The organism is Prescottella sp. D32 (assembly GCF_037287305.1).
GTDB lineage: Bacteria > Actinomycetota > Actinomycetes > Mycobacteriales > Mycobacteriaceae > Prescottella > Prescottella equi.
Genome location: NZ_JARBSW010000004.1, coordinates 73679 through 99195, shown reverse-complemented (window position 1 = coordinate 99195; position 25517 = coordinate 73679). Strand labels below are relative to the sequence as shown.

The window sequence follows — 25517 nt, the reverse complement described above, 5'->3', positions numbered from 1 at the left end:
GGTCGCGATCAGAGGCCGGCGGCCGCGCGCAGCTTCTCCGCGCGGTCGGTGCGCTCCCAGGGCAGATCCACGTCGGTGCGACCGAAGTGGCCGTACGCCGCGGTGTCCGCGTAGATCGGGCGAAGCAGATCCAGGTCGCGGATGATCGCGCCGGGACGCAGGTCGAAGACCTCGCTGATCGCCTGCTGGATGGTCGCGATGTCGACCTTCTCGGTGCCGAATGCCTCGACGAACAGTCCGACCGGTGCGGCCTTACCGATCGCGTAGGCCACCTGGACCTCGATTCGGTCCGCGAGACCCGCCGCCACGGCGTTCTTCGCGACCCAGCGCATCGCGTACGCGGCCGAGCGGTCCACCTTCGACGGATCCTTGCCGGAGAACGCGCCGCCGCCGTGGCGCGCCATTCCGCCGTAGGTGTCGACGATGATCTTGCGGCCGGTGAGACCGGCGTCGCCCATCGGGCCGCCCAGCACGAACTTTCCGGTCGGGTTGACCAGCAGGCGGACGTCGGCGGTGTCGAGCGGGATGGTCAACTCCGACAGAACGTGGCCGAGCACCTTCTCGCGCAGATCCGGGGTCAGCAGGTTGTCGAGATCGATGTCGGCGGCATGCTGCGTCGAGATGACGACCGTGTCGAGGCGCACCGGACGGTCACCGTCGTACTCGATCGTGACCTGGGTCTTGCCGTCCGGACGCAGGTACGGCAACACACCGGTCTTGCGAACCTCGGTCAGACGACGCGACAGGCGGTGCGCCAACGCGATCGGCAGCGGCATCAACTCGGGGGTGTCGGTGCAGGCGTATCCGAACATCAGGCCCTGGTCACCGGCGCCCTGACGATCGATCTCGTCGTCGGCGAGGCCGCCGACGCGGGCCTCGTGCGAGTGGTCGACGCCCTGTGCGATCTCGGGCGACTGCGCGCCGATCGCGATGTTGACGCCGCAGGAGTTGCCGTCGAAGCCCTTGGCCGAGGAGTCGTAACCGATCTCGAGCACCTTGTCGCGCACGATCTTGGGGATGTCGACGTACGCGGACGTGGTGACCTCGCCGGCGACGTGGACCTGCCCGGTGGTCACGAGGGTCTCGACCGCGACGCGGCTGCGCGGATCCTTCTCGAGCATCGCGTCGAGGATGGAGTCACTGATCGCGTCACAGATCTTGTCCGGGTGACCTTCGGTCACGGACTCACTGGTGAATAGCCGCTTGCCGGACGTGCTCACAGATCTCCCTCTCGACGTTCTGCCCGAATCTCACCTCGCCGAATCCGTGTCAACGGACTCCGGGGACTCGATACGACACCTGAGCTGATTTTGATTTCGACTTCTATTCAATACCGCGGACGACCCTAGTGCCAGGAAGCCGTCCCCGGCGGCAACTGCTCGCGCAGTGTGTTACTCGGGGACCAGCAGACCGGCCAGCGCGTCCAGGACACGACTGGCCATCAGCGACTTCGAGCCCGGCTCGATCGCGGTTTCGGTGCCGTCGGAACCGAGTAGCCAACCGTCGTTGTGGTCCACCTCGAACGCCTTGCCGTCGCCGACCGCGTTGACGACCAGCAGGTCGCAACCCTTGCGGGCCAGTTTGGTGCGGGCGTGGTCGAGTACTCCGCCGGTCTCGTCACCGGTCTCGGCCGCGAATCCGACGATCACCGTCGACGATCCGATGGCGCCGTCGCGGCGGGCCTGCACGAGACCCGCGAGGATGTCCTCGTTTCGAACCAGCGGAATCGAATCCGGCTCGTCCGCTGCGCCCTTCTTGATCTTGCTGGTGGCCACGGACGCCGGACGGAAGTCCGCGACCGCCGCCGACATGACCACGGCGTCCGCGTCGACGGCGTGCTTCATGACCGCCTCCCGCATCTCCTCGGCGGTGCGGACACGGACGACGTCGACCGCGGCGGGGTCCGGGAGATCCGACACCGCACCCGCGACGAGCGTCACCTGGGCGCCGCGCTGGGCCGCGAGGCGCGCGATCGCGTAGCCCTGTTTGCCGGAACTGCGGTTACCGAGGAACCGCACCGGGTCGAGCGGCTCCCGTGTCCCGCCGGCCGACACGACCACACGGTGGCCCTCGAGATCCCGCGGCATCGCCTCGGACCTTTCGAGGAGCAGCGAGGCCAGCGCGAAGATCTCCTCGGGTTCGGGCATCCGGCCGGCGCCGGTGTCCTTCCCGGTGAGCCGACCCGATGCCGGTTCGATGACGACGTTCCCGCGTTCACGCAGCGTCGCGACGTTCCAGACGGTCGCCGCGTGCTCCCACATCTCGGTGTGCATCGCGGGCGCGAACACCACCGGGCACCGCGCAGTGAGGAGGGTCGCGGTCAGCAGGTCGTCGGCACGCCCGGCGACGGCGCGGGCCATGAGGTCCGCGGTGGCCGGGGCGATGACGACCAGATCGGCTTCCTGGCCGAGGCGCACATGCGCCACCTCCGGAACGTCCGCGAACACCCCGGTCTGCACCGGGTTCCCCGACAGCGCTTCGAACGTTGCGCGCCCCACGAACTGGAGCGCGGATTCGGTGGGGATCACCCGCACACTGTGGCCGCTCTCGGTGAAACTCCGAATGAGCGCACACACCTTGTACGCGGCGATACCGCCACCGACACCGACGACGATCCGCTTACGTGCCGGGGAAGTCCCCGAGCCGTCGGTCGCCGAATCGGTTCCCCGATCTGACACGGGCGCTACTCCGCTCACTCGCCTTCGGTGTGCTCGAGGAGGTCGGCGTGGATCTCGCGCAGCGCGATCGACAGCGGCTTCTCCTGCAGACCCGGCTCGACGAGCGGGCCGACGTACTCGAGGATGCCGTCACCGAGCTGGTTGTAGTAGTCGTTGATCTGACGGGCACGCTTGGCCGAGTAGATGACCAGGGCGTACTTCGACGACGTGCGCTCGAGCAACTCGTCGATCGGCGGGTTGGTGATGCCGAGCGGGGTGTCGTAGGCAGGCAGGGCGCCCCGACCTGCGGTGTCGGACACAACTGCTTCGGTGCTGCTCACTCGGTTTCTCCTGAACTGGACTGGGTAAATGGCAAGAGGAAAATGTCGGAACCAGGGGCGACGGTGCCTAGACCTGTCGTCCAGCCAACAAGGATACCAACTCGTCGCAGGCGTGGCTGACGTCCTCGTTCACGATGACGGTGTCGAACTCGTCCTGGGCGGCCAATTCCACCTTCGCGGTCTGGAGCCGGCGCTCGACGACGTCGGCCGGTTCGGTTCCGCGACCGGTCAGTCGGGCGACCAGCACGTCCCAGCTCGGCGGTGCCATGAACGCGAGCACGGCTTCCGGCATCGCGGCCCGCACCGAGCGTGCGCCCACCAGATCCACCTCGAGGAGAACCGGCTTGCCCTCGCTCAACGCCCGGCGAACCGGTTCGGCCGGCGTACCCGAACGCTGTAGGCCGCCGTGGATCTCCGCCCATTCGAGCAGGTCACCGGCTGCGATCATGCGGTCGAACTCGTCACGCGTGACGAAGTGGTAGTCCTGACCGTCCACCTCGCCCGGACGCGGGTCGCGGGTGGTCGCCGAGACACTGAAGACGACCTCGGGGAAACGCTCCCGCAGCAGCCGCACGACGCTGGACTTACCCACGGCCGAGGGGCCGGCCAGTACTACCAGCCGACCCCTCCGCACTGCGCTGCCTGTCTCGGACGTCGCCGAGACGACACTGCCGCCTGACACGTTTTCTGCGTCAGAGATCACGTGCCGCGCTCAGGCCTCGAAATCGAAACGCTGCAGCAGAGCCTTGCGCTGACGGTCGCCGAGGCCACGCAGGCGGCGGGTCGGGGCGATCTCCAACTCGGTCATGATCTCCTGAGCCTTGACCTTGCCCACCTTGGGCAGAGCCTCGAGCAGTGCCGAGACCTTCATCTTGCCGAGGATCTCGTCCTCTTCGGCATCCTTCAGGACCTGCTTCAGGTCGGTGCCGCCGCGCTTGAGGCGCTCCTTGAGCTCAGCCCGGGCCTTGCGGGCGGCAGCCGCCTTCTCCAAAGCAGCAGCGCGCTGCTCATCGGTCAACTGGGGAAGGGCCACGGTTCCTCCGTCTCATCGTGTGCACATATGGTCTACAACCCCCGGATAACCAGGGGCGATAGCGACCGTACCCACGCGGGGCGACGATTGCTAACCCACCCCCCGACGTAGACGCGCGATTCGGGTGGGATATGTGTTCATTCGACGGGGTGTTCGAACGGGGGCCGGTACACCCGCCTCCTCGGGCCCGGACATCGCCCCGGGGGCGAGTCCGGCCCGGATACTCCCTGGTGAAACCGCTTTTCCCGCCTCACGCGCCCCAGCCGGCACCCCTCGGCGACGTGGCGTGGCCCACACTTGCGCCGGAACGGCACGACATGCCGGAGAAATCGGGAAGAAATCTCGGAAATCCGTCGACCACTGTGCGTGTCGCACCCCGCGCGGTGCCGGAAACGGCGCCCCCACAACGACAAAGGGCCGGACCCGGTGAGTTCACCGGGTCCGGCCCTGCCGGGTGTCACACTCGAAGCAGCGCGGTCAGTCCTGGAGGAACGCGAAGGCGTCCACCGAGCGGCCCACGGCCTCCTGCAGCGCCGTCACGGACGGTCCTGCGCGCAGGACCTCGCGCGAGACACTCGGAACGACCGCGCGGAGGGCGGAGCCCGCCAGTCGTCGCACGTCGTCGGCGGTGCCGCCCTGATGCCCGACGCCGGGCATGAGGATCGGGCCGTGCAGCGCGCCGAGGTCGGGGGCGTCGCGCAGCGTCGCCCCCACGACCACACCGATCGACCCGAGGACGTCGGCACCCGCGTTGCGGGCGGCGGCCTCGTCGACCATCACCTGACTGATCCTTCGGCCGTCCGCCGCGGTGGACGACTGGACCTGCGCGCCCTCCGGATTCGACGTCGCCGCCAGCACGAACAGTCCCCCGTTGTTGCGCTCCGCCAACTCCAGCGCGGGGTCGAGCGACCCGAATCCCAGGTACGGCGACACCGTCACCGCGTCCGATTCGAGCGGCGATCCCGCGCCCAGCCAGGCCCGCGCGTACGCGTTCATGGTGGTGCCGATGTCGCCGCGCTTGGCGTCGGCCAGCACGAGCGTCCCGGCCTCCCGCAGCACCGAGACGGTCCGCTCCAGCACGGCCAGGCCGCCGGAGCCGTAGGCCTCGAAGAACGCGACCTGGGGCTTCACGAGGGCCACCTGCCCGACGAACGCCTCGACGCAGATCTCGCTGAACTGTTCGAGTCCGTCGACGCTGTCGGGCAGGCCCCACGCCTCGAGCAACTCGGGGTGCGGGTCCACGCCGACGCACAGCGAGCCGTGCCGGCCCGTCGCCTCGTGGAGCCGCGCCCCGAACGTCTCCGTGGACGTCACTGCTGCTGATCCCGCAAGCGCGTGTGCAGCTCCTGCAGGGACTGGACCCCGATGTCGCCACGGATCGCGGCCTCGATGCCCTGCACCGCTGCGGAGGCGCCCTGCACCGTGGTGATGCACGGAACGCTCTTCGACACCGCGGCGCTGCGGATCTCGTAACCGTCGACGCGCGGGCCGGAGTTGCCGTACGGGGTGTTGATCACCATGTCGACCTCGCCGTCCTTGATCTGGTCGACGATGGTGCGGGCACCCTCGGGCAGGTTCTCACCGGACTGCTTGTGCACCTCTTCGCACGTGATGCCGTTGCGGCGCAGCACATCTGCGGTGCCCTCGGTGGCCAGGATCCGGAAGCCGAGGTCGGCCAGACGCTTGACCGGGAAGATCAGCGAGCGCTTGTCCTTGTTGGCCACCGAGACGAACACCGAGCCGCTGGTCGGCAGCGAGCCGTACGCCGCGGTCTGGCTCTTGGCGAACGCGGTACCGAAGTCCGCGTCGATGCCCATGACCTCGCCCGTCGACTTCATCTCCGGGCTCAGCAGCGTGTCGATACCGGTGCCGTCGGCGCGGCGGAACCGGTTGAACGGCAGCACCGCCTCCTTGACCGCGACCGGAGCGTCGATGGGCGCATGGCCACCGTCGCCCTCGGCGGGGAGGATGCCACCCGCACGCAGATCGGCGATCGACTCACCCAGCATGACCCGGGCACACGCCTTGGCCAACTGCACCGCGGTGGCCTTCGAGACGAACGGCACGGTCCGCGACGCGCGCGGATTGGCCTCGAGGACGTAGAGGATGTCGTCCTTGAGCGCGTACTGCACGTTGAGCAGGCCCTTGACGCCGATGCCCTTGGCGAGGGCCTCGGTGGAGCGGCGCACGTTCTCGAGGTCGGCGCGGCCCAGGGTGATCGGCGGGAGCGCGCACGCCGAGTCGCCGGAGTGGATGCCGGCCTCCTCGATGTGCTCCATCACGCCGCCGAGGTACACCTCGGTGCCGTCGCACAGCGCGTCGACGTCGATCTCCACCGCGTCCTCCAGGAAGCGGTCGACCAGCACCGGCCGGTCGTCGGAGATCTCGGTGGCCCGCGAGATGTAGCTCTCGAGTGCCTTCTCGTCGTACACGATCTCCATGCCACGGCCGCCGAGCACGTACGACGGGCGGACCAGCACCGGGTAACCGATGCCCGACGCGATCTCGCGCGCACCCTCGAACGTGGTGGCGGTACCGAACTTCGGCGCGGGCAGGCCGGCCTCGGTGAGGACGCGGCCGAACTCGCCACGGTCCTCGGCCAGGTCGATGGCCTCGGGGCTGGTACCGACGATCGGGACGCCGGCGGCCTTGAGGCGCTTCGCCAGACCCAGCGGGGTCTGACCGCCGAGCTGGACGATGACGCCCGCGACGGTGCCGGAGAGGGTCTCGGCGCGGTACACCTCGAGCACGTCCTCGAACGTCAACGGCTCGAAGTACAGGCGGTCGGCGGTGTCGTAGTCGGTCGACACGGTCTCGGGGTTGCAGTTGACCATGACGGTCTCGTAGCCGGCCTCGGACAGCGTCTGCGCGGCGTGGACGCACGAGTAGTCGAACTCGATGCCCTGGCCGATGCGGTTCGGACCCGAACCCAGGATGAGGACCTTGGGACGCTCGGTCTGCGGCGCCACCTCGGTCTCGGCCTCGGGGTCGAGCTCGTAGGTGGAGTAGTGGTACGGGGTCTTGGCCTCGAACTCCGCGGCGCACGTGTCGACGGTCTTGTAGACGGGGTGCACGTTCAGCTCGTCACGCAGCGCGCGGACGGCGTCCTCCCCCGCCTGCCCTTCGCCGAACTGCTGCGGACGCAGCGCCGCGATCTGGCGGTCGGAGAAACCGTGGTGCTTGGCGAAACGCAGTTCGGTCGCGCCGAAGGTCTCCGCGGAGCGGACCTCGGCCCCCAGTTCCACGATCTGCTGCATCTGGTCGAGGAACCACGGATCGATCGCGGTGGCGTCGAACAGCTGCTCGAGGGTCGCACCCAGCTCGAAGGCCTGCGCGATCTGGTACATGCGGCCGTCGGTCGGAACCTTGATCGCCTCGAGCAGCTCGTCGAGCGTGCCCTCCACCTCGGGGCCCGTCCAGTAGCCGGCCCGCTTGGTCTCGAGTGAACGCAGGACCTTGCCGAACGCCTCGGTGAAGTTGCGGCCGATCGACATGGCCTCACCGACCGACTTCATAGTCGTGGTGAGCGTGCCGTCGGCGCCCGGGAACTTCTCGAACGCGAAGCGCGGAGCCTTGACGACGACGTAGTCGAGCGTCGGCTCGAAGCAGGCCGGCGTCTCCTTCGTGATGTCGTTGACGATCTCGTCGAGCGTGTACCCGATGGCCAGCTTGGCGGCCATCTTCGCGATCGGGTAGCCGGTCGCCTTCGACGCCAGCGCCGACGAGCGCGACACGCGCGGATTCATCTCGATGACGACCAGACGGCCGTCCTTCGGGTCCATCGCGAACTGGATGTTGCAGCCGCCGGTGTCGACGCCGACCTCGCGCAGGATCGCGATCGAGAGGTCGCGCATCGCCTGGTACTCGCGGTCGGTGAGAGTCATCGCCGGTGCGACGGTGACCGAGTCGCCGGTGTGGACGCCGACCGGGTCCACGTTCTCGATCGAGCAGACGATCACGACGTTGTCGCGGCCGTCGCGCATCAGCTCGAGCTCGTATTCCTTCCATCCGAGGATGGATTCCTCGATCAGGACGTTCGCGGTGGGCGACGCGGCCAGACCGCCGCCGGCGATGCGCTCGAGGTCGACCTCGTCGTACGCCATGCCGGAACCGAGGCCACCCATCGTGAACGACGGGCGCACGACCACCGGGTAACCGAGCTCCGCGACGGTGGCCTTGACCTCTTCCATCGTGTAGCAGACCCGGGAGCGCGCGGACTCGCCGCCGCACTTCTCGACGATGTCCTTGAACTTCTGACGGTCCTCGCCGCGCTGGATCGCGTCGAAGTCGGCGCCGATCAGCTCGACGTCGTACTTCTCCAGAATGCCCTGCTCGTGCAGCGCGACCGCGGTGTTGAGGGCGGTCTGGCCGCCGAGCGTGGCGAGGACGGCGTCGATCTTGTTGCCGTTGGCCGCCTCACGGGCGATGACCTTCTCGACGAACTCGGCCGTGATCGGCTCGACGTACGTGGAATCGGCGAACTCGGGGTCGGTCATGATCGTGGCCGGGTTCGAGTTGACCAGGCTCACGCGCAGGCCCTCCTCGCGGAGGACGCGGCACGCCTGCGTGCCCGAGTAGTCGAACTCGCAGGCCTGGCCGATGACGATGGGGCCCGAGCCGATGACCAGGATGTGCTCGAGATCTGTACGACGTGGCATTACTTCTTGACTCCCTCGAGCATGGTGGCGAAACGATCGAACAGGTACGCGGCGTCGTGCGGGCCGGCCGCGGCCTCGGGGTGGTACTGCACCGAGAAGGCCGAACCGTCGAGCAGGCGGACGCCCTCGACGGCGCCGTCGTTGGCGCAGGTGTGGCTGACCACGGCGCGCCCGAACGGGGTGTCGAACTCCTGGCCGGCCTCGCCTTCGAGGGCGAAGCCGTGGTTCTGCGCGGTGATCGCGATGCGGCCGGTCTCGTGCTCGACGACCGGGATGTTGATACCGCGGTGGCCGAACTTCATCTTGTAGGTGCTCATACCCAGTGCTCGGCCGAGGATCTGGTTGCCGAAGCAGATCCCGAACAGCGGCAGTCCCTGGCCCAGCACCTCCTTGGTGAGGTGGACGGCGCCGTCCGCGGTGGCCGGGTCGCCCGGACCGTTGGACAGGAACACCCCGTCCGCCCCGATGTCGAGGATGTCGTGGAGCGTCGCGGTGGACGGCAGCACGTGCACCCGCATGCCGCGCTCGGCGAACATCCGCGGGGTGTTGGTCTTGATGCCGAGGTCGATGGCCGCGACGGTGAAGCGGGCCTCACCGCCGGCGGGCTCGACGACGTAGCCGTTCGGGGTGGACACCTCGCCGGCCAGGTCGGCGCCGAGCATCGACGGCTGGGTCTTGACCCGATCGAGGAGGACGTCCACGTCGGCCAGCGCCTCACCGGAGAAGATGCCGGCGCGCATCGAGCCGCGGGTACGCAGGTGCCGAACGAGGGCGCGGGTGTCGATGCCGGCGATACCGACGACGCCCTGACGCTCGAGCTCGTCCTGCAGCGAACCGGTCGCACGCCACGAGGAGGTGCGGCGCGAGGGGTCGCGCACGACGTAGCCGGCCACCCAGATCTTCGATCCGGCGGACTCGCCGGTCGGGCCGACCGACTCGTTGTCCTCCTGGTTCCAACCGGTGTTGCCGATCTGCGGTGCCGTCGACACCACGATCTGGCGGTGGTAGCTGGGATCGGTCAGGGTCTCCTGGTAGCCCGTCATCCCGGTGCTGAAGACCGCCTCGCCCAAGGTCTGTCCCACGGCGCCGAAGGTGGTCCCGCGGAAGACGCGGCCGTCTTCGAGAACCAGGACCGCCGTATTGCTGTCAAAGCCGCTCATGCGTCTTCTCCGTTCTGCTCGACCTCACCAGAGCCCGCCGCATTCGCTGTGTCATCACTGTCTGTCTCGCGTACCCACTGCGGGTACACCGTCTTGTCGTCTCCACGGAATCCCGTATCGATCTCGGTGCCGGTGGGGAGCTCCCACCGGATCACCAGGACTCCGTCCTTCGTCATCACTTTTCCGGCCAGGCCGCGTTCGGTCCGGATCGCCCGGATCGCCGCCTCCGGGATCCAGAGCGTCGACGCGCCGTCGCGCTCGAGCAGGATTCCCCCGGTCCAGCGGCTGATCTCGCCGGTCGCCCGGAACCCCAGGTCGCCGACCGCGACGCGGTCCTGCCAGCTCGGGGCGATCGTGCTGCCCACGTACAGGCCCGTGCTCGGCGCGATCAACCGCTCACCGAGATCCGCCGGCACCTGCGGCAGCTCACCGATCCGGTCCGCCTGGCGCCTGGCCCGGCCCTTCCACCCGCGGTACATCAGGAACACCAGCAGTGCCCATACCGCGATGCAGCCGACCACCCACAGGATTCGTTCCATGACTACCGTGCCTCTCCGAGTGGCCGCACCTTGCCGTCGCGGGCGGTGACCCGGCCGCGCAGCACCGTCGCCGTGACCTTCGCCGGAAGGGTCATCGACTCGTACGGCGTGTTGTTCGCGACGCTGGCCAGTTCCGGACCATGCACCGTCCACTCGGTGTCGGGATCGACGAGCACCAGGTTGGCCGGCTCTCCCACCTCGATCGGGCGGCCCTGGTCGTCGAGCCCGACGATCTCCGCGGGACGCTCGCTCATCACCCGGGCGACACCGCGCCAGTCGAGCAGACCGGGCCGGACCATCGTCTCCACGACGATCGACAGCGCCGTCTCGAGCCCGAGCATGCCGGGACGCGCCTGGGAGAACTCGCAGCACTTGTCCTGTTCGGCGTGCGGCGCGTGGTCGGTGGCCACGCAGTCGATGATCCCCTCGGCCAGGCCCGCTCGCAGCGCCGCGACGTCGGACGCCTCCCGCAGCGGCGGGTTGACCTTGTTGACCGCGTCGTACGTCTCGAGCCGCGAGTCGTCGAGCAACAGGTGGTGCGGGGTGACCTCGGCCGTGATCGAGATGCCCTGGCCGCGTGCCCACTTGACGAGCTCGACGGAGCCCGCGGTAGAGGCGTGACAGATGTGCACGCGCGCACCGGCGTCGCGGGCCAGCAGTGCGTCCCGGGCGACGATCGACTCCTCGGCGGCGCGCGGCCAGCCGGCGAGTCCGAGGCGAGCCGCGGTGGGACCCTCGTGTGCAACCGACCCCACGGTCAGTCGCGGCTCCTCCGCGTGCTGCGCGATCAGGACCCCGAGCGACGCCGAGTACTCGAGCGCCCGTCGCATGATCAGCGGATCCGCGACGCAGTGGCCGTCGTCGGAGAACATCTTCACCTTGCCGACACCGGCGGCCATCGTCGCCATCTCGGCGAGTTGGCGGCCTTCGAGGCCGACCGTGACTGCGCCGACGGGGTGCACGTCGACGAGGCCCACTTCCTGGCCGCGGCGCCACACGTGATCGGTGACGACGGCCGAGTCGGCGACCGGGCTGGTGTTCGCCATCGCGAACACGGCGGTGTACCCACCGAGAGCCGCAGCCGCGGAACCGGTGTCGATGGTCTCGGTGTCCTCGCGGCCCGGCTCCCGCAGGTGCGTGTGCATGTCGACGAAGCCGGGCAGCAGGATCTGGCCGGCGCCGTCGATGACCTCGACGTCGTCGCCTGCGTCCAGACCGGTGCCGATCTCGAGGATCTGCCCCCCGCCGAGCAGCAGATCGGTCGGCTCGCCCTCCCCGTACACCAGAACGTTTCGGATCAACACGTTCCCGCTCGCGGACATCTGCGGCGCCACCTTCTCGTTTCTCGTCTCGTCGATACTTGTCGTGTTCCGGTCGCTCACGCGACCTCTTCCGTTCCCACCAGCAGCCGGAACAGCACCGCCATACGAACGTGGACGCCGTTCGTGACCTGCTGCAGCACAGCCGTTCTCGCCGAGTCGGCGACCGACGACGCGATCTCCATGCCGCGCAGCATCGGGCCGGGGTGCAGCACCACGGCGTGATCGGGCAGCAACCCGAGCCGCTTCTCGTTGAGCCCGTAGGTGATCGAGTACTCGCGCGGTGACGGGAAGAACCCGCCGTTCATCCGCTCCGCCTGCACCCGCAGCATCAGCACCGCGTCCAGTCCGGGGAGTTCGGCGTCGATCGAGTGCGAGACCCGCACGGGCCACGTCTCCACGCCCACCGGCAGCAGCGTCTGCGGCGCCACCAGGACCACCTCGGCACCCAGCATCGAGAGCAGCAACGCGTTCGAGCGGGCCACCCGGCTGTGCAGGATGTCGCCGACGATCGCGATACGACGACCCTCGATGCCGCCGAGTCGCTGCCGGAGAGTGAGCGCGTCGAGCAACGCCTGCGTGGGGTGCTCGTGGGTACCGTCACCGGCGTTGATGACGGCGGGGCCGCCGTCCTCGGCCGCACCGGTCCACGCCGCGATCTGGTGCGCCGCGCCCGACGCCGGATGCCGGACGATCAGCGCGTCGGCGCCCGCCGCACGCAGCGTCATCGCGGTGTCGCGCAGCGACTCTCCCTTCGACACCGACGAACTGGAGGCGCTGACGTTGATCACGTCGGCGCTCATCCACTTGCCGGCGACCTCGAACGAGACCCGTGTGCGGGTGGAGTTCTCGAAGAACACCGTCATCACGGTGCGGCCGCGCAGCGTCGGGAGCTTCTTGACCTCACGCCCGAGCAGGGCCTGCTCGAAACGCTCGGCCTCGTCGAGTAGCTCGGTCGCGGAATCCCGGTTCAGGTCCGCGATGGAGAGCAGGTGCTTCACTTCTCGTTCTCCTCTGCGTGCCCGCTCGACAACACGACACCGTCCCGTCCGTCGTGCTCGGCCAGGAGCACGGCGACATCTTCGGTGCGTGCGGTGGGCACGTTCTTGCCTACGTAATCGGCGCGCAGCGGCAGCTCACGGTGGCCGCGGTCGACGAGGACCGCCAGCTGGACCGCGCGCGGTCGGCCGAGGTCGCGCAGCGCGTCGAGCGCGGAGCGGACGGTGCGGCCGGAGAACAGGACGTCGTCGACGAGGACGACGAGCGCGTTGTCGATGCCGCCCTCCGGCACCGACGTGCGCTCGAGCGGACGGTGCGGCTTGGTCCGCAGGTCGTCGCGGTAGAGCGTGATGTCGAGTGAGCCGACCGGCGGCCGGACCCCCGCGAACTCCTCGATCTTGTCGGCGAGGCGAGCAGCGAGCGTCGTGCCGCGGGTGGGGATGCCGATCAGGACGACGCGCGGGGCCGAGCCGACGGCGGTGGCGCCGTCGACCGTCTCAGTGGCGTCGAGCGCGGTCTTCTCGATGATCTGGTGGGCGATACGGGCGACGGTCCTGCCGACATCTGCCGGGGACAACAATTCGCGAGCGTTCGCAGGAATGCCGGACGAGGACCCTTCGGGCGTAGGCATACAGCGACCTCCTTCTCCGCCTCTCTGGACGGATCGTTAAAGGATGTCTGACGCGGCACAGCTTATCAGCGGCCGCGCACGCGCCAGATTCCGGGTAGTGCGAATCCACGGACCCGGACGTCACTGCGTCCAGGGCCGCACGGACGCCGCTGCCGCCCACCCCCCGTCACGGGGATGGGCGGCAGCGGCGACACGTCAGGACTCGTCGTCTTCGGCGTTCTCGACGGTGGAGCGCTGCGAGGTGGCGGCAGCGGCGGCCCGGACCTGCGGCGCGACCAGGACCACCTGGCCCAGCACCCCGTTCACGAAGCCCGGCGAATCGTCGGTGGAGAGTTCCTTGGCCAGTTCGACGGCCTCGTCGACGGCCACGACGGGCGGCACGTCGGTTGCATGGAACAACTCCCACACGGCGATACGGAGGATCACCCGGTCGACCGCCGGCAGGCGGTCGAGGGTCCAGTCCTGCAAGTGGGACTCGATCACCTGGTCCAACCGGTCCAGGTTCTCGGCGACACCCTGGACGACCGTCACCGTGTATGGGGCTACGGGCGCCACCGAATCGTCGCGGCCGGCCAGATCGGACCGCTCGTCCGCGAGGTCGACCGGGTCGACGTCGCGTGCCTCGGCCTCGAACAGGAAGTCGACGGCCCGCTTGCGGGCCTTGTGACGTGCTCCGAGTTTCTTATGCGTGCCCGACACTCAGGAATTCACGCGCCCGAGGTAGTTGCCGTCACGGGAGTCGACCTTGAGCTTGTCGCCCGTGTTGATGAACAGCGGAACCTGGATCTCGGCACCGGTCTCGAGCGTGGCGGGCTTGGTGCCGCCCGTGGAGCGGTCGCCCTGCAGACCCGGATCGGTGTGCTTGACCTCGAGCTCGACCGTGACCGGGAGCTCGACGAACAGCGGAGCACCCTCGTGCGTGGCAACCTGGACCTGCATGTTCTCGAGCAGGAAGCGCGCGCCGTCGCCGACCGTGGCCTCGCCGATCGGGATCTGGTCGTAGGTGTCGCCGTCCATGAAGATGTAGTCGCTACCGTCGTGGTAGAGGTAGGTCATGTCGCGGCGGTCGACCGTCGCGGTCTCGACCTTGACACCCGCGTTGAAGGTCTTGTCGACGGTCTTGCCCGACAGGACGTTCTTCATCTTGGTGCGCACGAACGCAGGGCCCTTGCCCGGCTTGACGTGCTGGAACTCGATGATCTGCCAGAGCTGGCCCTCGATCTTCAGCACGAGCCCGTTCTTGAAATCACTGGTGTCTGCCACTTAGTTCGCGTCTCCTTCAGACGATTGCGAGATCCTTGCTGGTGAGAGTGAGGAGTTCCGGCCCCTGCTCGCGAACGACGAGCGTGTCCTCGATCCTGACGCCACCGCGCCCGGAGAAGTACACACCCGGCTCGACGGTCACCACCGCACCGCCAAGCAGTGTACCGGTGCCGAGCTTGCCGATCCCGGGCGCTTCGTGGATCTCGAGTCCGACGCCGTGCCCCAATCCGTGCAGGAACTTCTCGCCGTGGCCGGCGTCCTCGATCACCGACCGGGCCGCCGCGTCCACCGAACCGACCGCCGCCCCCGGCGTCAGCGCCGCCCGGCCCGCCGCCTGCGCCCGCGCGACCAGGTCGTAGACGTCGCGCTGCCAGTCGGCCGCGCGCTCGAGGACGTAGGTGCGAGTCATGTCCGAGTGGTAGCCGCCGATCTGGGCACCGAAGTCGAGTTTCACGAAGTCGCCGGACGCGAGCACCGCCCCGGTGGGCCGGTGGTGCGGTACGGCGGAGTTGGGGCCGGCGGCCACGATCGTCTCGAACGAGATGCCGTCGGCACCGTGCTCGAACATCAACCATTCGAGCTCGCGCGCGACTTCGCGCTCCGTCCGACCGGGACGCAGGCCCCCGCGCTCGACGAGCGTGGCGAGGGCGTCGTCGGCGGCGGCACACGCCCGGCGCAGCAGTTCGATCTCGCCCTCGTCCTTGACCTCCCGCAACTGCTCGACGATCCCGGGTGAGCGCACGAGATCGATCCCCGGCACCCGGTCACGCCACGCAGCGTGCTGGTCGACGGTGACCACGTGGCTCTCGAACCCGAGCCGGCCGGCGCCCCAGGCCGTGGCCAGTTCGAGGAGCCCCGGCGCGCACGCCCGGGTGATCTCGGCACGCAGGTCGGGCACCTGCTCCCCCACCTGCACGAGGTACCTGCCGTCGGTGGCGATGACGGTGCGGTCCTCGGCCCCGGGCCCGTCGGAGACCGAAACGATCAGGGCCGCATTCGATCCCGTGAAGCCCGTCAGATACCGGATGTTGAGCAGATCGGTCACGAGCAGCGCATCGAGCTCGCGCTCCCGAAGAATCTCGCGGAGCCGCGACCTGCGCGCGGCGGTCGACGTGGTCACCTCATGAATCGACATGCACCGAAACTACCCCGCGCCCCCGACGTGTCCGACGCCTCTTCGTGCCGTTTGTGTGGGTTACGACACAAGCGCGGAATCCTGCTGGTTACGCTGTGTCACATGAATGGGTGGGTCGTACGCGGTCTCGGGCTGGCTTTGGTACATGCAGTGGTGCGCACTTTCCTGGGCGCGGCGGTGACGCAGTGGCCCCAGCAGGGCAGCATCCTGCGGTGGTTCTCGTTGATCCTCGTGATCCTCGCCGCGTTCCTGTGGGGCGCCTTCGACGGCATCCGGGACCGGCGCGCCAACCCCGATCCCGACGACGCCGCCGACCTCACGATGATGTGGCTCAAGGCGGCTTTCGTGGCCGGCATCCTCGCCGGGGCGGTGTCGTGGCTGGTGGGTCTGATCTTCGATATCGCGGTGACCAACGGATCGCTGTTCTTCGAGGTGACCTCCGGCGCCGCGTTCACCGTCCTGCTGGTGTTCGTCCCGGCGTCCGTCGCCGTGGCTCTCGGCCGGTTCCTCGCCGGCCGCGAGTCGAAGTCGTCCGACGGGGCGGTCGCCTACGAGCACGACGCCGACCTCGAGGTCGAGGAGAACGCGGCCGAGAACTACGCCGACAGCGAATGGTCGTACGAGCACGGCTACGAGAGCGGGTACAACCCGGCGGCCGACGAGTCCGCCACCGAGGTGTTCAGCCCGGTCGATCCCGACGGCAGCCAGGGCGGGGGCGGAGCGCACCGCGCCGACAAGTAGCAGTCGACCAGCAGGCGGCGGGGAGTACAGGACGGCGAACGGGCCGGGGCGGAGTACCGCCCCGGCCCGTTCTCGTCGGACTCGGCAAATTCGCTGTCGGTCAGCCCCGCTCGGCGAGGAACCGCAGCGCCAGTGCGTAACCCGCGACGCCCAGGCCCACGATCGACCCGGTCGCGACCGCACTCAGGTAGGAGTGCTGCCGGAACTCCTCGCGTGCATGGACGTTGGAGATGTGCAGTTCGACCAGCCCGGCAGTGAGTTCCGCGCACGCGTCCCGCAGGACGACCGACGTGTGGGTCAGTCCGCCGGCGTTGAGGATCACCGGTTCACCGGCGTCGGCGGCGTCGTGGATCCAGCCGAGAAGTTCGGCCTCGCTGTCCGACTGCCGCACGACGACCTCGATGCCGAGTTCCTGTGCGGTGCGCTCACACAGCGCGACGAGGTCGTCGTGCGTGGTGGAGCCGTAGACCTCCGGCTGACGTTTCCCGAGACGGCCGAGGTTCGGGCCGTTGACGACCTGCACCCTCACAGCAGCACCGACCCACCGCTGGGGCTCGCGTCCCGCGCGATCGCACCGTAGGCGCCGACGAGCAGCGCCGGGTCCGGGCCCTCGAGCCGACCGGGCTTGGCGAGCCCGTCGAGCACGACGAAACGCAGCAGCCCGGCGCGGTTCTTCTTGTCGGTCTGCATGCCCTTCAGCAGATCGGCGAACGCGTCCCCGTCGTACGTGGTGGGCAGGCCGACGAGTTCGAGGATGGACCGGTGCCGGTCGGCGGTGGCGTCGTCGAGGCGGCCGGCCAGCCGACCGAGTTCGGCGGCGTACACCAGGCCGACGGCCACTGCGGCGCCGTGACGCCAGCGGTACCGCTCGCGACGCTCGATCGCGTGTCCGAGGGTGTGCCCGTAGTTGAGGATCTCCCGCAGGCTCGACTCCTTGAGGTCCGCGGCGACCACCTTCGCCTTGACCTCGACGGAGCGGCGGATCAGCTCCGGGAGCACGGTTCCGGTCGGATCCAACGCGGCCTCGGGATCGGCCTCGATGAGATCGAGGATCACCGGATCGGCGATGAATCCGGTCTTGATGACCTCGGCCATGCCGGCGACGATCTCGTTGCGTGGCACCGTTTCCAGCGTCGCGAGGTCGATCAGGACCGCGGACGGCTCGTGGAATGCACCGACCAGGTTCTTGCCGGCCTCGGTGTTGATCCCGGTCTTGCCGCCGACGGCGGCGTCGACCATCGCGAGCAGGGTCGTCGGGACGTGCACGATCCGCACGCCGCGCATCCACGTCGCGGCCACGAAACCGGCGAGGTCGGTGGCGGCGCCGCCGCCGAGACTGACGATCGCGTCGCTGCGGGTCAGGCCGATCCGGCCGAGCACCTCCCAGCAGAAGCCCGCGACCGCGAGATCCTTGCCGTCCTCGGCATCCGGAATCTCGATGCGGTGGGCATCGATCCCCTTCTCCGCCAACGCTCCTCGCACCGCTTCCGCGGTCTCGGCGAGCGGCGGCTGATGGAAGATCGCCACCGTGCGGGTGCCTTCGAGTTCCTCGACGAGGTCACCGAGCAGACCCCGCCCGATGATCACCGGGTAGGGATCGGCCGTTGCCACCTCGACGCGTACCGGTTCGGTCACTTCTCTACTGCTCCGCTTCTGTCTCGTCGTGTGCCGGGGTGCCCGGTGCGGGCCCGTCGGTCAACTTCGTCACCAACTGCTGGACCACCCGGCTCGGGCTCCGACTGTCGGTGCGCATCCGGATGGTCGCCACCTGCCGGTACAGCGGCCGGCGGCGGCGCATCAGCGCGTGGTACTTCGCCTTCGGGTCGCCCCCGTGGAGCAGCGGCCGACCGGTGGTCGCACCGGTCCGCTTGAGGCCCTCCGCGACACTGATCTCCAGGTACACCACGGTATGCCCGGCAAGCCGGGTACGGGTGCGTTCGGACAGGATCGCGCCACCACCGAGGGACAGGATCCCGTCGTGCTTCTCGAGCGCCTCCCCGACCACCTGCTCCTCGATCTCCCGGAAGTGCGGCTCCCCGTCGGTCGCGAAGATCTCCGGGATGGTGCGGCCCGTCCGGCGTTCGATCTCGACGTCCGTGTCGAGCAGTTCCAGGTCGAGCGCCTGCGCGAGCCGTCGACCGATGGTCGACTTGCCCGCACCGGGCGGCCCGATCAGCACCGCACGTGGTGTCATCCGATCACCGCGGGTGACGTGCCGCGATGCCGTCGACGTAGCGCTGGAAGTTCGAGCGGGTCTCGGCGATCGAGTCGCCACCGAACTTGTCGAGCGCGGCCTGGGCCACGACCAACGCGACCATCGCCTCGGCCACGACGCCTGCCGCCGGGACCGCGCACACGTCGGAGCGCTGGTGGATCGCGACCGCTTCCTCACCGGTGGCCATGTCGATCGTGGACAACGCGCGCGGGACGGTGGAGATCGGCTTCATCGCGGCGCGGACCCGCAGGGCCTCGCCGTTGGTCATCCCGCCCTCGAGACCGCCGGCGCGGTTGGTGGAACGCAGGATGCCGTCGGGCCCCGGACGCATCTCGTCGTGTGCCGCGCTACCGCGACGGCGTGCGGTCTCGAAGCCGTCGCCGACCTCGACGCCCTTGATCGCCTGGATGCCCATCAGGGCGGCGGCCAGCTTCGAGTCGAGACGATCGGCGCCGCTGATGAACGAGCCGAGGCCGACCGGGAGACCGTGGACGATGACCTCGACGACGCCGCCGAGGGTGTCGCCGTCCTTCTTCGCTGCCTCGATCTCGGCGATCATGGAGTCTTCCGCGGCCTTGTCGAACGCGCGCACCGGGCTGGCGTCGATCGCCTCGAGGTCGCCGGCCTCCGGGCCGACGCCGACGTAGGGCTCGGACGCGCCGATCGAGATGACGTGCGAGAGCACCTCGACGCCGAAGAGCTGGCGGAGGAACTGGCGGGCGACGGTACCGGCGGCGACACGGGCCGCGGTCTCACGGGCGCTGGCGCGCTCGAGCACCGGGCGGGCATCGTCGAAGCCGTACTTGAGCATGCCCGAGTAGTCGGCGTGCCCGGGACGCGGACGGGTGAGCGGCGCGTTGCGCGCCTGGCCGGCGAGTTCGGCCTCGTCCACCGGGTCGGCGGACATGATGGTCTCCCACTTGGGCCACTCGGTGTTACCGACCTCGACCGCGATCGGTCCGCCGAGCGTGCGGCCGTGCCGTACACCGCCGATGATCGTGACCTTGTCGGCCTCGAACTTCATGCGGGCACCGCGGCCGTAGCCGAGACGACGGCGCGCGAGCTGCGCCGAGATGTCGTCGGACGTCACCTCGACGCCGGCGACCATCCCCTCGAGCATGGCTACGAGGGCGGGACCATGGGACTCTCCAGCAGTTATCCAGCGCAACACGTCCAGCATCTTTCCACGTCCGTAGGGTCACCTTCGACAGCGGGCCGTCGGTCGCACTCGCCACACCCGCCACAGGCGGGCTGTGCCGCGGTTACCGCGCCATCGGCGAATTCAGGAATCGAGTGCGGCAGCCATCGCCGCACGCGGCGCCGGCATGCCGGTGAACTGCTCCACCTGGCCGTATGCCTGGTTGAGGAGCATCGCGAGACCGCCGACGACGGTGCCGCCGGCCCGCTCGACGGCCTGCGCCAGCGGCGTCGGCCACGGGTCGTAGATCGCGTCGAGCACGAACGGTGCCCGGCCGATCGCCTCGGCCCAGGGCGCAGCCCCCACGGCCGGCACCGTACTGACGAGGGCGGCGGAGTGCGCACAGACGTCGCCGAGGCGGGCGTCGTCGAACGTCAGGTGCCGCACGTGGAGACCGACGGCCTCCCCGCAGTCCAGGGTCTCGCGCGCGCGGGCGGCATCGCGGGCCACGACGGTCACCGAGCCGACGCCCAGATCCGCGAGGGCCACCAGCGCGGGCCGGGCGGTGCCACCGGCACCGATCACGACGGCCGGCGCGCCCGAGAGGTCGCCGATCCCGCCCTCGACGAGTGCGCCGCGGACCCCGTCGACGTCGGTGCAGTCCGCCCGCCAGCCGTCGTCGATGCGCACCAGCGTGTTCGCCGACCCGATCGCGACGGCGCGGTCGGTGCGTTCGGTCGCGAACTCGAGCGCCGCCACCTTCCCGGGCATCGTCACCGACAGGCCGACCCACTCGGGCCCGAGACCCGACACCAGACCCGGCAACTGTTCGCCGGTGCACTCGATCCGCTCGTACGTCCAGTCGGTCAACCCGAGCGCACGATAGGCAGCGAGGTGCAGGTCCGGGGACTTCGAATGCGCGATCGGGCTACCGAGAACGGCAGCCTTCCTGCCTTCACGGGCCGACACGTCGATCACCTTCCACTGTCGAGAATGCCGCTCTTCTGGGCCAGTTCGATGTTCGCGAGGTGCTCTTCGTAGCTACGAGTGAAGAGCGTCGTGCCCTTCTTGTCGATCGTCACGAAGTACAGGAAGTCACCGGGCGCCGGATTCTCCACCGCGCGAAGCGCATTGATGCTCGGGGACGCAATCGGCGTCGCGGGCAGGCCCGGCATGGCGTACGTGTTCCACGGCGTGACCCGGGCACGATCGGCGTCGGTGGTCGCGACCTCCGTCGTGTCGAGTGCGTAGTTGACCGTCGAGTCGAACTGCAACGGTTGGGCGACCGCAAGCCGGTTCACCACCACCCGCGCGACCTTGTCGAAGTCCGAGGGCAACGCCTCGCGTTCGACGAGCGACGCGACGATGAGCATCTGGTACGGCGCGAGCCCGACGTTGCCACCCGCGCTCTCGAGTCCCGTCGCCTCGTAGCTCTCCGCGCTCGAACTCACCAGCTGCCGGAGAATCTCGGCGGGGGTCTGCGTGGGATCGAAATCCCAGCTGCCCGCGGCGATCAGGCCCTCGAGCTGACGATCCCGGTCCGGGACGTTCGCCACCGCTGCCCGCGCCCAGTCCGGCACGCCCAGCGCCGCGAGGTCCGGGCCCGCGCCCGCCTCGTTGAGCTGGTCGTACGTGAGGCACTTCTGCGCGTCCGCCGGGCCGACACAGCTGGCCTCGGCGATGAGGGTGTAGATGCCCTTCTTCACCGCGCCGGTCTGCACGTCGCGAGTGTCGTGGAGTTGACGCCCCTCCGAGATCACCAGCGCGCCGACGCGGGCGTCCGGCGACACGAGCGCCGACACCGCGTCCGAACCGGAGATCCGGGTGGAAATCGAGTAGTAGCCGGGCTGCACCGCACTCATCGCATCGTTGCGCAGCGCCGCCCGATAGAACGCGGCCTCGCTCTTGACGACGTCCTTCGCGGCCATCTCGTCCGCGATCTGGTTCGCCGTGTCGCCGGGATGCACCTGCACGACCACCTCGGGACCGCCCGGGCCCGCGTAGTCCGCGACATCGCGTCCGGAGACCTTGTCGTACACCGCGACCGCGGCCGCGCCCATGCCGCCGAGGAGCACCGCGCCGGCCAGCACGCCGATGATGCGGCCACGCCGCTTGCGGCGCGCGGCGGCCTGGAGTCGACGGGCCTCGCCGCGGCTGATCGGGTGGGTGCCGACCGCGGTCGGCAGGGCGCGGCGCCCGTCGTCGTACTCGTACCGGTCGTACTGGGGCTCGTATCCGTAGTCCGAGCCGTAGTCCGATGTGTAGTCCGAGGTGTAGCCCTGGTCGACGTCCGAGGCCCGGGCCCGGTCGTACGCCGGTCCGTACGGCCGGCTGTACTCGTAGCCGTAGTCGCCGTCGTGACCACCCGCGTACCGCGAGTCCGACTCGTACTCGGGACGCCCCGACGGCGGCCGTTGATCACTCACAGGGCGTCTCCCGTGGGTCGATCGCCTTCTTCCGGATCCGACACGTTCACCGCTCTGCTCCGCTCGTCCAACCATCCCTGCAAGATCGCCACCGCCGCGGCCTGATCGATCATCGGCCGCTGACCCTTGGCCTTCACCCCGCTCTCGCGCAGTGCGCGCGACGCCGTCACCGTCGTCAGACGTTCATCGGCCATCCGCACCGGGACAGGCTCGACGGCACGCCGGAGTCGCCGCGCGAACGCGGACGCCAGGTCTGCGGCCTTGCCGCGTTCACCTCGCAGGGTCTGCGGCAGACCGACGATAACCTCGACGGCCTCGTACTCCTCGACAATCGCGACAATCCGCCGGATGTCCGGCGCGTCGGGACCCTTCTCCTTCGACCGCGGAACGGTCTCCACCGGCGTCGCGAGGATGCACTCGGGGTCGCACGAGGCCACCCCGATCCGCACACTCCCGACGTCGACTGCGATCCGACGCCCGCGCCCGGGGTCGTCCGCCCCAGGCCGGTCGGGACCCGACTGGGCGGAACGGTCGGGACCCGACGAGACCGGGGGCACCGCTAGGAGTTTCCTGCCAGCTCGGCGACCCGGCCCCGCACGCCCTCGAGCGCCGCCGGGATTCCGGAGACGTCGGAGCCGGAGCCCTGCGCCATGTCCGCCTTGCCGCCGCCGCGGCCACCGATCTGCGGGCCGAAGCTCGACACCAGCTCACCGGCCTTGATGCCGAGATCCTGGGCCGCCTTGGTGGTGGCGACGACGAACGGCACCTTGCCGTCGGCGTTGCCGAGCAGCACCACCACAGCGGGCTGCGTGCCGAACCGGCCCCGGATGTCGCTGACCAGACCACGCAGGTCGTTTCCGGCGACACCGTCGGGTGCCTGCTCGGCGACCAGAAGCACCTCACCGAATCGGTGCGCCTTGTCGACGAACGTGCCCGCCGACGCCAGCACCGCGGCCGCCTTGGTGGCCTCGAGTTCCTTCTCGGCCGCCTTCAGCCGCTCGACGAGTGCCTCGACACGACCCGGGACCTCCTCCGACGGCACCTTGAGCGACGACGCGACCCCGGCGAGAAGCGCGCGCTCCTTGGCCAGGTAGCGGTACGAGTCGAGACCGACGAACGCCTCGACGCGTCGCACGCCGGAGCCGACGGAGGACTCACCGAGCAGCGTGACCGGACCGATCTGCGCCGACGTCTGCACGTGCGTGCCGCCGCACAGCTCCATCGAGAACGGTCCGCCGATCTCCACGACCCGCACCTCGTCGCCGTAGTTCTCGCCGAAGAGCGCCATCGCGCCCATCTGCTTCGCCTTGTCCAGATCGGTGACGAAGGTGTTGACCGCGTGGTTGGCGGCGACGGCCTCGTTGGTGACGACCTCGATCTCCTGCTTCTGCGACTCCGACAGCTGGCCCTGCCAGTTGAAGTCGAAACGCAGATAGCCCGGCTTGTTGAGCGAACCGGCCTGAACGGCATTGGGGCCGAGCACCTGCCGCAGCGCGGCATGCACCATGTGGGTGCCGGAGTGGCCCTGCGTCGCGCCCTTGCGCCACTCCGGGTCGACCTGCACGAGGACGACGTCGCCCTCGGTGATCTGTCCCTCGGTCACCGAGACCTTGTGGACCCATACCTTCTTGGCGATCTTCTGCACGTCGTTGACCTTGACCCGCAGACCGTTCGCGGTGATCGTGCCGATGTCGGCGATCTGGCCGCCCGACTCCGCGTACAGCGGGCTGCGGTCGAGGATGACCTCGACGTCCTGGCCGGCGGTCGCCGTGGGGACGCGCACACCGTTCGAGATGAGCGCCAGCACGTGCGCCTCGGACACCAGCTCGTTGAAGCCGGTGAACTCCGTGGCGCCGCGGTCGACGAACTCCTTGTAGACCGTGAGATCGGTGTGCGCGTGCTTGCGTGCCTGCGCATCCTCCTTGGCCCGCTTCCGCTGCTCGGCCATCAGCGAGCGGAAGCCGTCCTCGTCGACGCTCAGGCCGGCCTCGGCCGCCATCTCGAGCGTCAGGTCGATCGGGAAACCGTAGGTGTCGTGGAGCACGAACGCCTCGTTGCCGCCGAAGACCTTCCTGCCCGCGGCCTTCACCTCGTCGGCCTCGGCCTCGAACATCTTCGAGCCGGCCGCGATGGTGCGCAGGAACGCGGTCTCCTCACCCACGGCGACACCGACGATGCGGTCGAAGTCGGTGGCGAGTTCCGGGTACGACTGGGACATCGTGTCGCGCACGACGGTCACGAATTCGCGCATGCTGGGCTTCTCGGCGCCGAGCAGCTTCGCCGACCGGATGATGCGCCGCAGCAGGCGGCGGAGCACGTAGCCACGGCCCTCGTTGCCCGGGTTGACGCCGTCGGCGATCAGCATCACAGCGGTACGCGCGTGGTCGGCGATGACGCGGAAGCGGACGTCGGCCTCGGGGTCGGTGCCGTACGTGCGGCCCGACAGCTCCTCGGCCTTGGTGATCACGGGACGGACCAGGTCGGTCTCGTAGACGTTGTCGACGCCCTGCAGCAGGAACGCGACACGCTCGACACCCATACCGGTGTCGATGTTCTGCTTGGGCAGCGGGCCGAGGATCTCGAAGTCGTCCTTCCCGGTGCCCTCCCCTCGCTCGTTCTGCATGAACACGAGGTTCCAGATCTCGAGGTAGCGGTCCTCGTCGGCCTCGGGGCCACCCTCGGCACCGTACTCGGGACCGCGGTCGTAGTAGATCTCCGAGCAGGGGCCGCACGGGCCGGGCACGCCCATCGACCAGTAGTTGTCGGCCATGCCACGGCGCTGGATGCGCTCGTCGGGGATGCCGGCCTCTTCCTTCCAGATGTCGCGGGCCTCGTCGTCGTCGAGGTAGACGGTGACCCACAGCCGCTCGGGATCGAAGCCGTAGCCGCCGTCCTCGACGCTGTTCGTCAACAGCGCCCACGCATGCTTGATCGCGCCGCGCTTGAAGTAGTCGCCGAAGCTGAAGTTGCCGGCCATCTGGAAGAACGTGTTGTGGCGGGTGGTGACGCCGACGTTCTCGATGTCACCGGTGCGCACACACTTCTGCACGCTGGTCGCGGTGTCGTAGGGCGGAGTCTGCTGGCCGAGGAAGAACGGCTTGAACTGCACCATGCCGGCGTTGACGAACAGCAGGTTCGGATCGTCGAAGATCAGCGAGGCGCTGGGCACCTCGGTGTGGCCCGCCTTGACGAAATGGTCGAGGAAGCGCCTACGGATCTCGTGGGTCTGCACCTGGGTTCGTCCTAACGTATGTCCGTCGAA

24 protein-coding genes are annotated in these 25517 nt (G+C 69.1%); 1 reads left to right on the top strand and 23 read right to left on the bottom strand.

What is annotated here, in order from left to right:
* Positions 1 to 8 precede the first annotated feature (8 nt).
* The 15 genes from metK to PSS76_RS17630 form a co-directional block, all read right to left on the bottom strand.
* Positions 9 to 1220, bottom strand: a complete 1212-nt coding sequence (gene metK / locus PSS76_RS17700) for a methionine adenosyltransferase (protein WP_013415919.1) — start codon at positions 1218 to 1220, stop codon at positions 9 to 11.
* Between the two features lie 171 nt (positions 1221 to 1391).
* Positions 1392 to 2678 carry a bifunctional phosphopantothenoylcysteine decarboxylase/phosphopantothenate--cysteine ligase CoaBC gene (gene coaBC / locus PSS76_RS17695; RefSeq protein WP_064057883.1) on the bottom strand — a complete coding sequence of 429 codons (1287 nt, stop codon included), beginning with the start codon at positions 2676 to 2678 and terminating at the stop codon, positions 1392 to 1394.
* A 14-nt stretch (positions 2679 to 2692) separates the two neighbouring features.
* Entirely contained in the window at positions 2693 to 2977 is a 285-nt protein-coding gene (gene rpoZ / locus PSS76_RS17690) for a DNA-directed RNA polymerase subunit omega (protein ID WP_207390550.1), read from the bottom strand.
* Between the two features lie 88 nt (positions 2978 to 3065).
* Positions 3066 to 3632 carry a guanylate kinase gene (gene gmk / locus PSS76_RS17685; RefSeq protein WP_013415917.1) on the bottom strand — a complete coding sequence of 189 codons (567 nt, stop codon included), beginning with the start codon at positions 3630 to 3632 and terminating at the stop codon, positions 3066 to 3068.
* A 78-nt stretch (positions 3633 to 3710) separates the two neighbouring features.
* Complete coding sequence (mihF, locus tag PSS76_RS17680) at positions 3711 to 4031, bottom strand: integration host factor, actinobacterial type (RefSeq protein ID WP_005513442.1); 321 nt, start codon at positions 4029 to 4031, stop codon at positions 3711 to 3713.
* Between the two features lie 477 nt (positions 4032 to 4508).
* Positions 4509 to 5345 carry an orotidine-5'-phosphate decarboxylase gene (gene pyrF / locus PSS76_RS17675; protein WP_005513443.1) on the bottom strand — a complete coding sequence of 279 codons (837 nt, stop codon included), beginning with the start codon at positions 5343 to 5345 and terminating at the stop codon, positions 4509 to 4511.
* Entirely contained in the window at positions 5342 to 8689 is a 3348-nt protein-coding gene (gene carB, locus PSS76_RS17670; RefSeq protein WP_005513444.1) for a carbamoyl-phosphate synthase large subunit, read from the bottom strand. Before carB ends, pyrF begins: the two co-directional genes overlap by 4 nt.
* Complete coding sequence (carA, locus tag PSS76_RS17665) at positions 8689 to 9849, bottom strand: glutamine-hydrolyzing carbamoyl-phosphate synthase small subunit (RefSeq protein ID WP_005513445.1); 1161 nt, start codon at positions 9847 to 9849, stop codon at positions 8689 to 8691. The genes carB and carA overlap by 1 nt, the downstream gene beginning before the upstream one ends.
* Positions 9846 to 10388 (bottom strand): PH-like domain-containing protein, encoded by a 543-nt coding sequence (locus PSS76_RS17660; RefSeq protein WP_005513446.1) that lies wholly within the window; start codon positions 10386 to 10388, stop codon positions 9846 to 9848. Before PSS76_RS17660 ends, carA begins: the two co-directional genes overlap by 4 nt.
* A 2-nt stretch (positions 10389 to 10390) precedes the next feature.
* On the bottom strand, positions 10391 to 11710 hold the full coding sequence (locus PSS76_RS17655; RefSeq protein WP_013415916.1) for a dihydroorotase: 1320 nt from the start codon (positions 11708 to 11710) through the stop codon (positions 10391 to 10393).
* 56 nt (positions 11711 to 11766) lie between these two features.
* Complete coding sequence (locus PSS76_RS17650) at positions 11767 to 12708, bottom strand: aspartate carbamoyltransferase catalytic subunit (protein WP_013415915.1); 942 nt, start codon at positions 12706 to 12708, stop codon at positions 11767 to 11769.
* Positions 12705 to 13337: a bifunctional pyr operon transcriptional regulator/uracil phosphoribosyltransferase PyrR gene (pyrR, locus tag PSS76_RS17645; protein WP_064057881.1), complete on the bottom strand. Its 633-nt coding sequence runs from the start codon at positions 13335 to 13337 to the stop codon at positions 12705 to 12707. Before pyrR ends, PSS76_RS17650 begins: the two co-directional genes overlap by 4 nt.
* Positions 13338 to 13532: 195 nt before the next feature.
* Complete coding sequence (gene nusB / locus PSS76_RS17640) at positions 13533 to 14036, bottom strand: transcription antitermination factor NusB (protein ID WP_337456476.1); 504 nt, start codon at positions 14034 to 14036, stop codon at positions 13533 to 13535.
* Entirely contained in the window at positions 14037 to 14600 is a 564-nt protein-coding gene (efp, locus tag PSS76_RS17635) for an elongation factor P (protein WP_005513453.1), read from the bottom strand.
* A gap of 16 nt (positions 14601 to 14616) precedes the next feature.
* Positions 14617 to 15735, bottom strand: a complete 1119-nt coding sequence (locus PSS76_RS17630) for a M24 family metallopeptidase (protein ID WP_064057880.1) — start codon at positions 15733 to 15735, stop codon at positions 14617 to 14619.
* Positions 15736 to 15837: 102 nt separating this feature from the next.
* On the opposite strand from PSS76_RS17630, the gene PSS76_RS17625 reads away from it, so the two are divergent.
* Positions 15838 to 16476: a B-4DMT family transporter gene (locus tag PSS76_RS17625; protein ID WP_337456475.1), complete on the top strand. Its 639-nt coding sequence runs from the start codon at positions 15838 to 15840 to the stop codon at positions 16474 to 16476.
* Between the two features lie 100 nt (positions 16477 to 16576).
* On the opposite strand, the gene aroQ is transcribed toward PSS76_RS17625, so the two are convergent.
* The 8 genes from aroQ to alaS all read right to left on the bottom strand — a co-directional run bounded on the left by aroQ (position 16577) and on the right by alaS (position 25487).
* Positions 16577 to 17005: a type II 3-dehydroquinate dehydratase gene (aroQ, locus tag PSS76_RS17620; protein ID WP_005513456.1), complete on the bottom strand. Its 429-nt coding sequence runs from the start codon at positions 17003 to 17005 to the stop codon at positions 16577 to 16579.
* Complete coding sequence (aroB, locus tag PSS76_RS17615; protein WP_005513457.1) at positions 17002 to 18111, bottom strand: 3-dehydroquinate synthase; 1110 nt, start codon at positions 18109 to 18111, stop codon at positions 17002 to 17004. Before aroB ends, aroQ begins: the two co-directional genes overlap by 4 nt.
* A gap of 4 nt (positions 18112 to 18115) precedes the next feature.
* The gene (locus tag PSS76_RS17610) at positions 18116 to 18670 is read right to left on the bottom strand and encodes a shikimate kinase (protein WP_205316469.1); all 555 of its coding nucleotides are present in this window, start codon (positions 18668 to 18670) and stop codon (positions 18116 to 18118) included.
* A 4-nt stretch (positions 18671 to 18674) separates the two neighbouring features.
* Positions 18675 to 19862, bottom strand: a complete 1188-nt coding sequence (gene aroC / locus PSS76_RS17605) for a chorismate synthase (protein WP_041674679.1) — start codon at positions 19860 to 19862, stop codon at positions 18675 to 18677.
* Positions 19863 to 19973: 111 nt separating this feature from the next.
* A complete protein-coding gene (locus tag PSS76_RS17600) occupies positions 19974 to 20798 on the bottom strand; it encodes a shikimate dehydrogenase (protein ID WP_080559320.1) in 825 nt (274 codons plus the stop codon).
* 5 nt (positions 20799 to 20803) lie between these two features.
* On the bottom strand, positions 20804 to 22255 hold the full coding sequence (gene mltG, locus PSS76_RS17595; RefSeq protein WP_013415908.1) for an endolytic transglycosylase MltG: 1452 nt from the start codon (positions 22253 to 22255) through the stop codon (positions 20804 to 20806).
* Positions 22252 to 22812 carry a Holliday junction resolvase RuvX gene (gene ruvX / locus PSS76_RS17590; RefSeq protein ID WP_049799475.1) on the bottom strand — a complete coding sequence of 187 codons (561 nt, stop codon included), beginning with the start codon at positions 22810 to 22812 and terminating at the stop codon, positions 22252 to 22254. Before ruvX ends, mltG begins: the two co-directional genes overlap by 4 nt.
* Positions 22813 to 22814: 2 nt before the next feature.
* Positions 22815 to 25487, bottom strand: a complete 2673-nt coding sequence (gene alaS / locus PSS76_RS17585) for an alanine--tRNA ligase (protein ID WP_005513463.1) — start codon at positions 25485 to 25487, stop codon at positions 22815 to 22817.
* Positions 25488 to 25517: the final 30 nt, after the last annotated feature.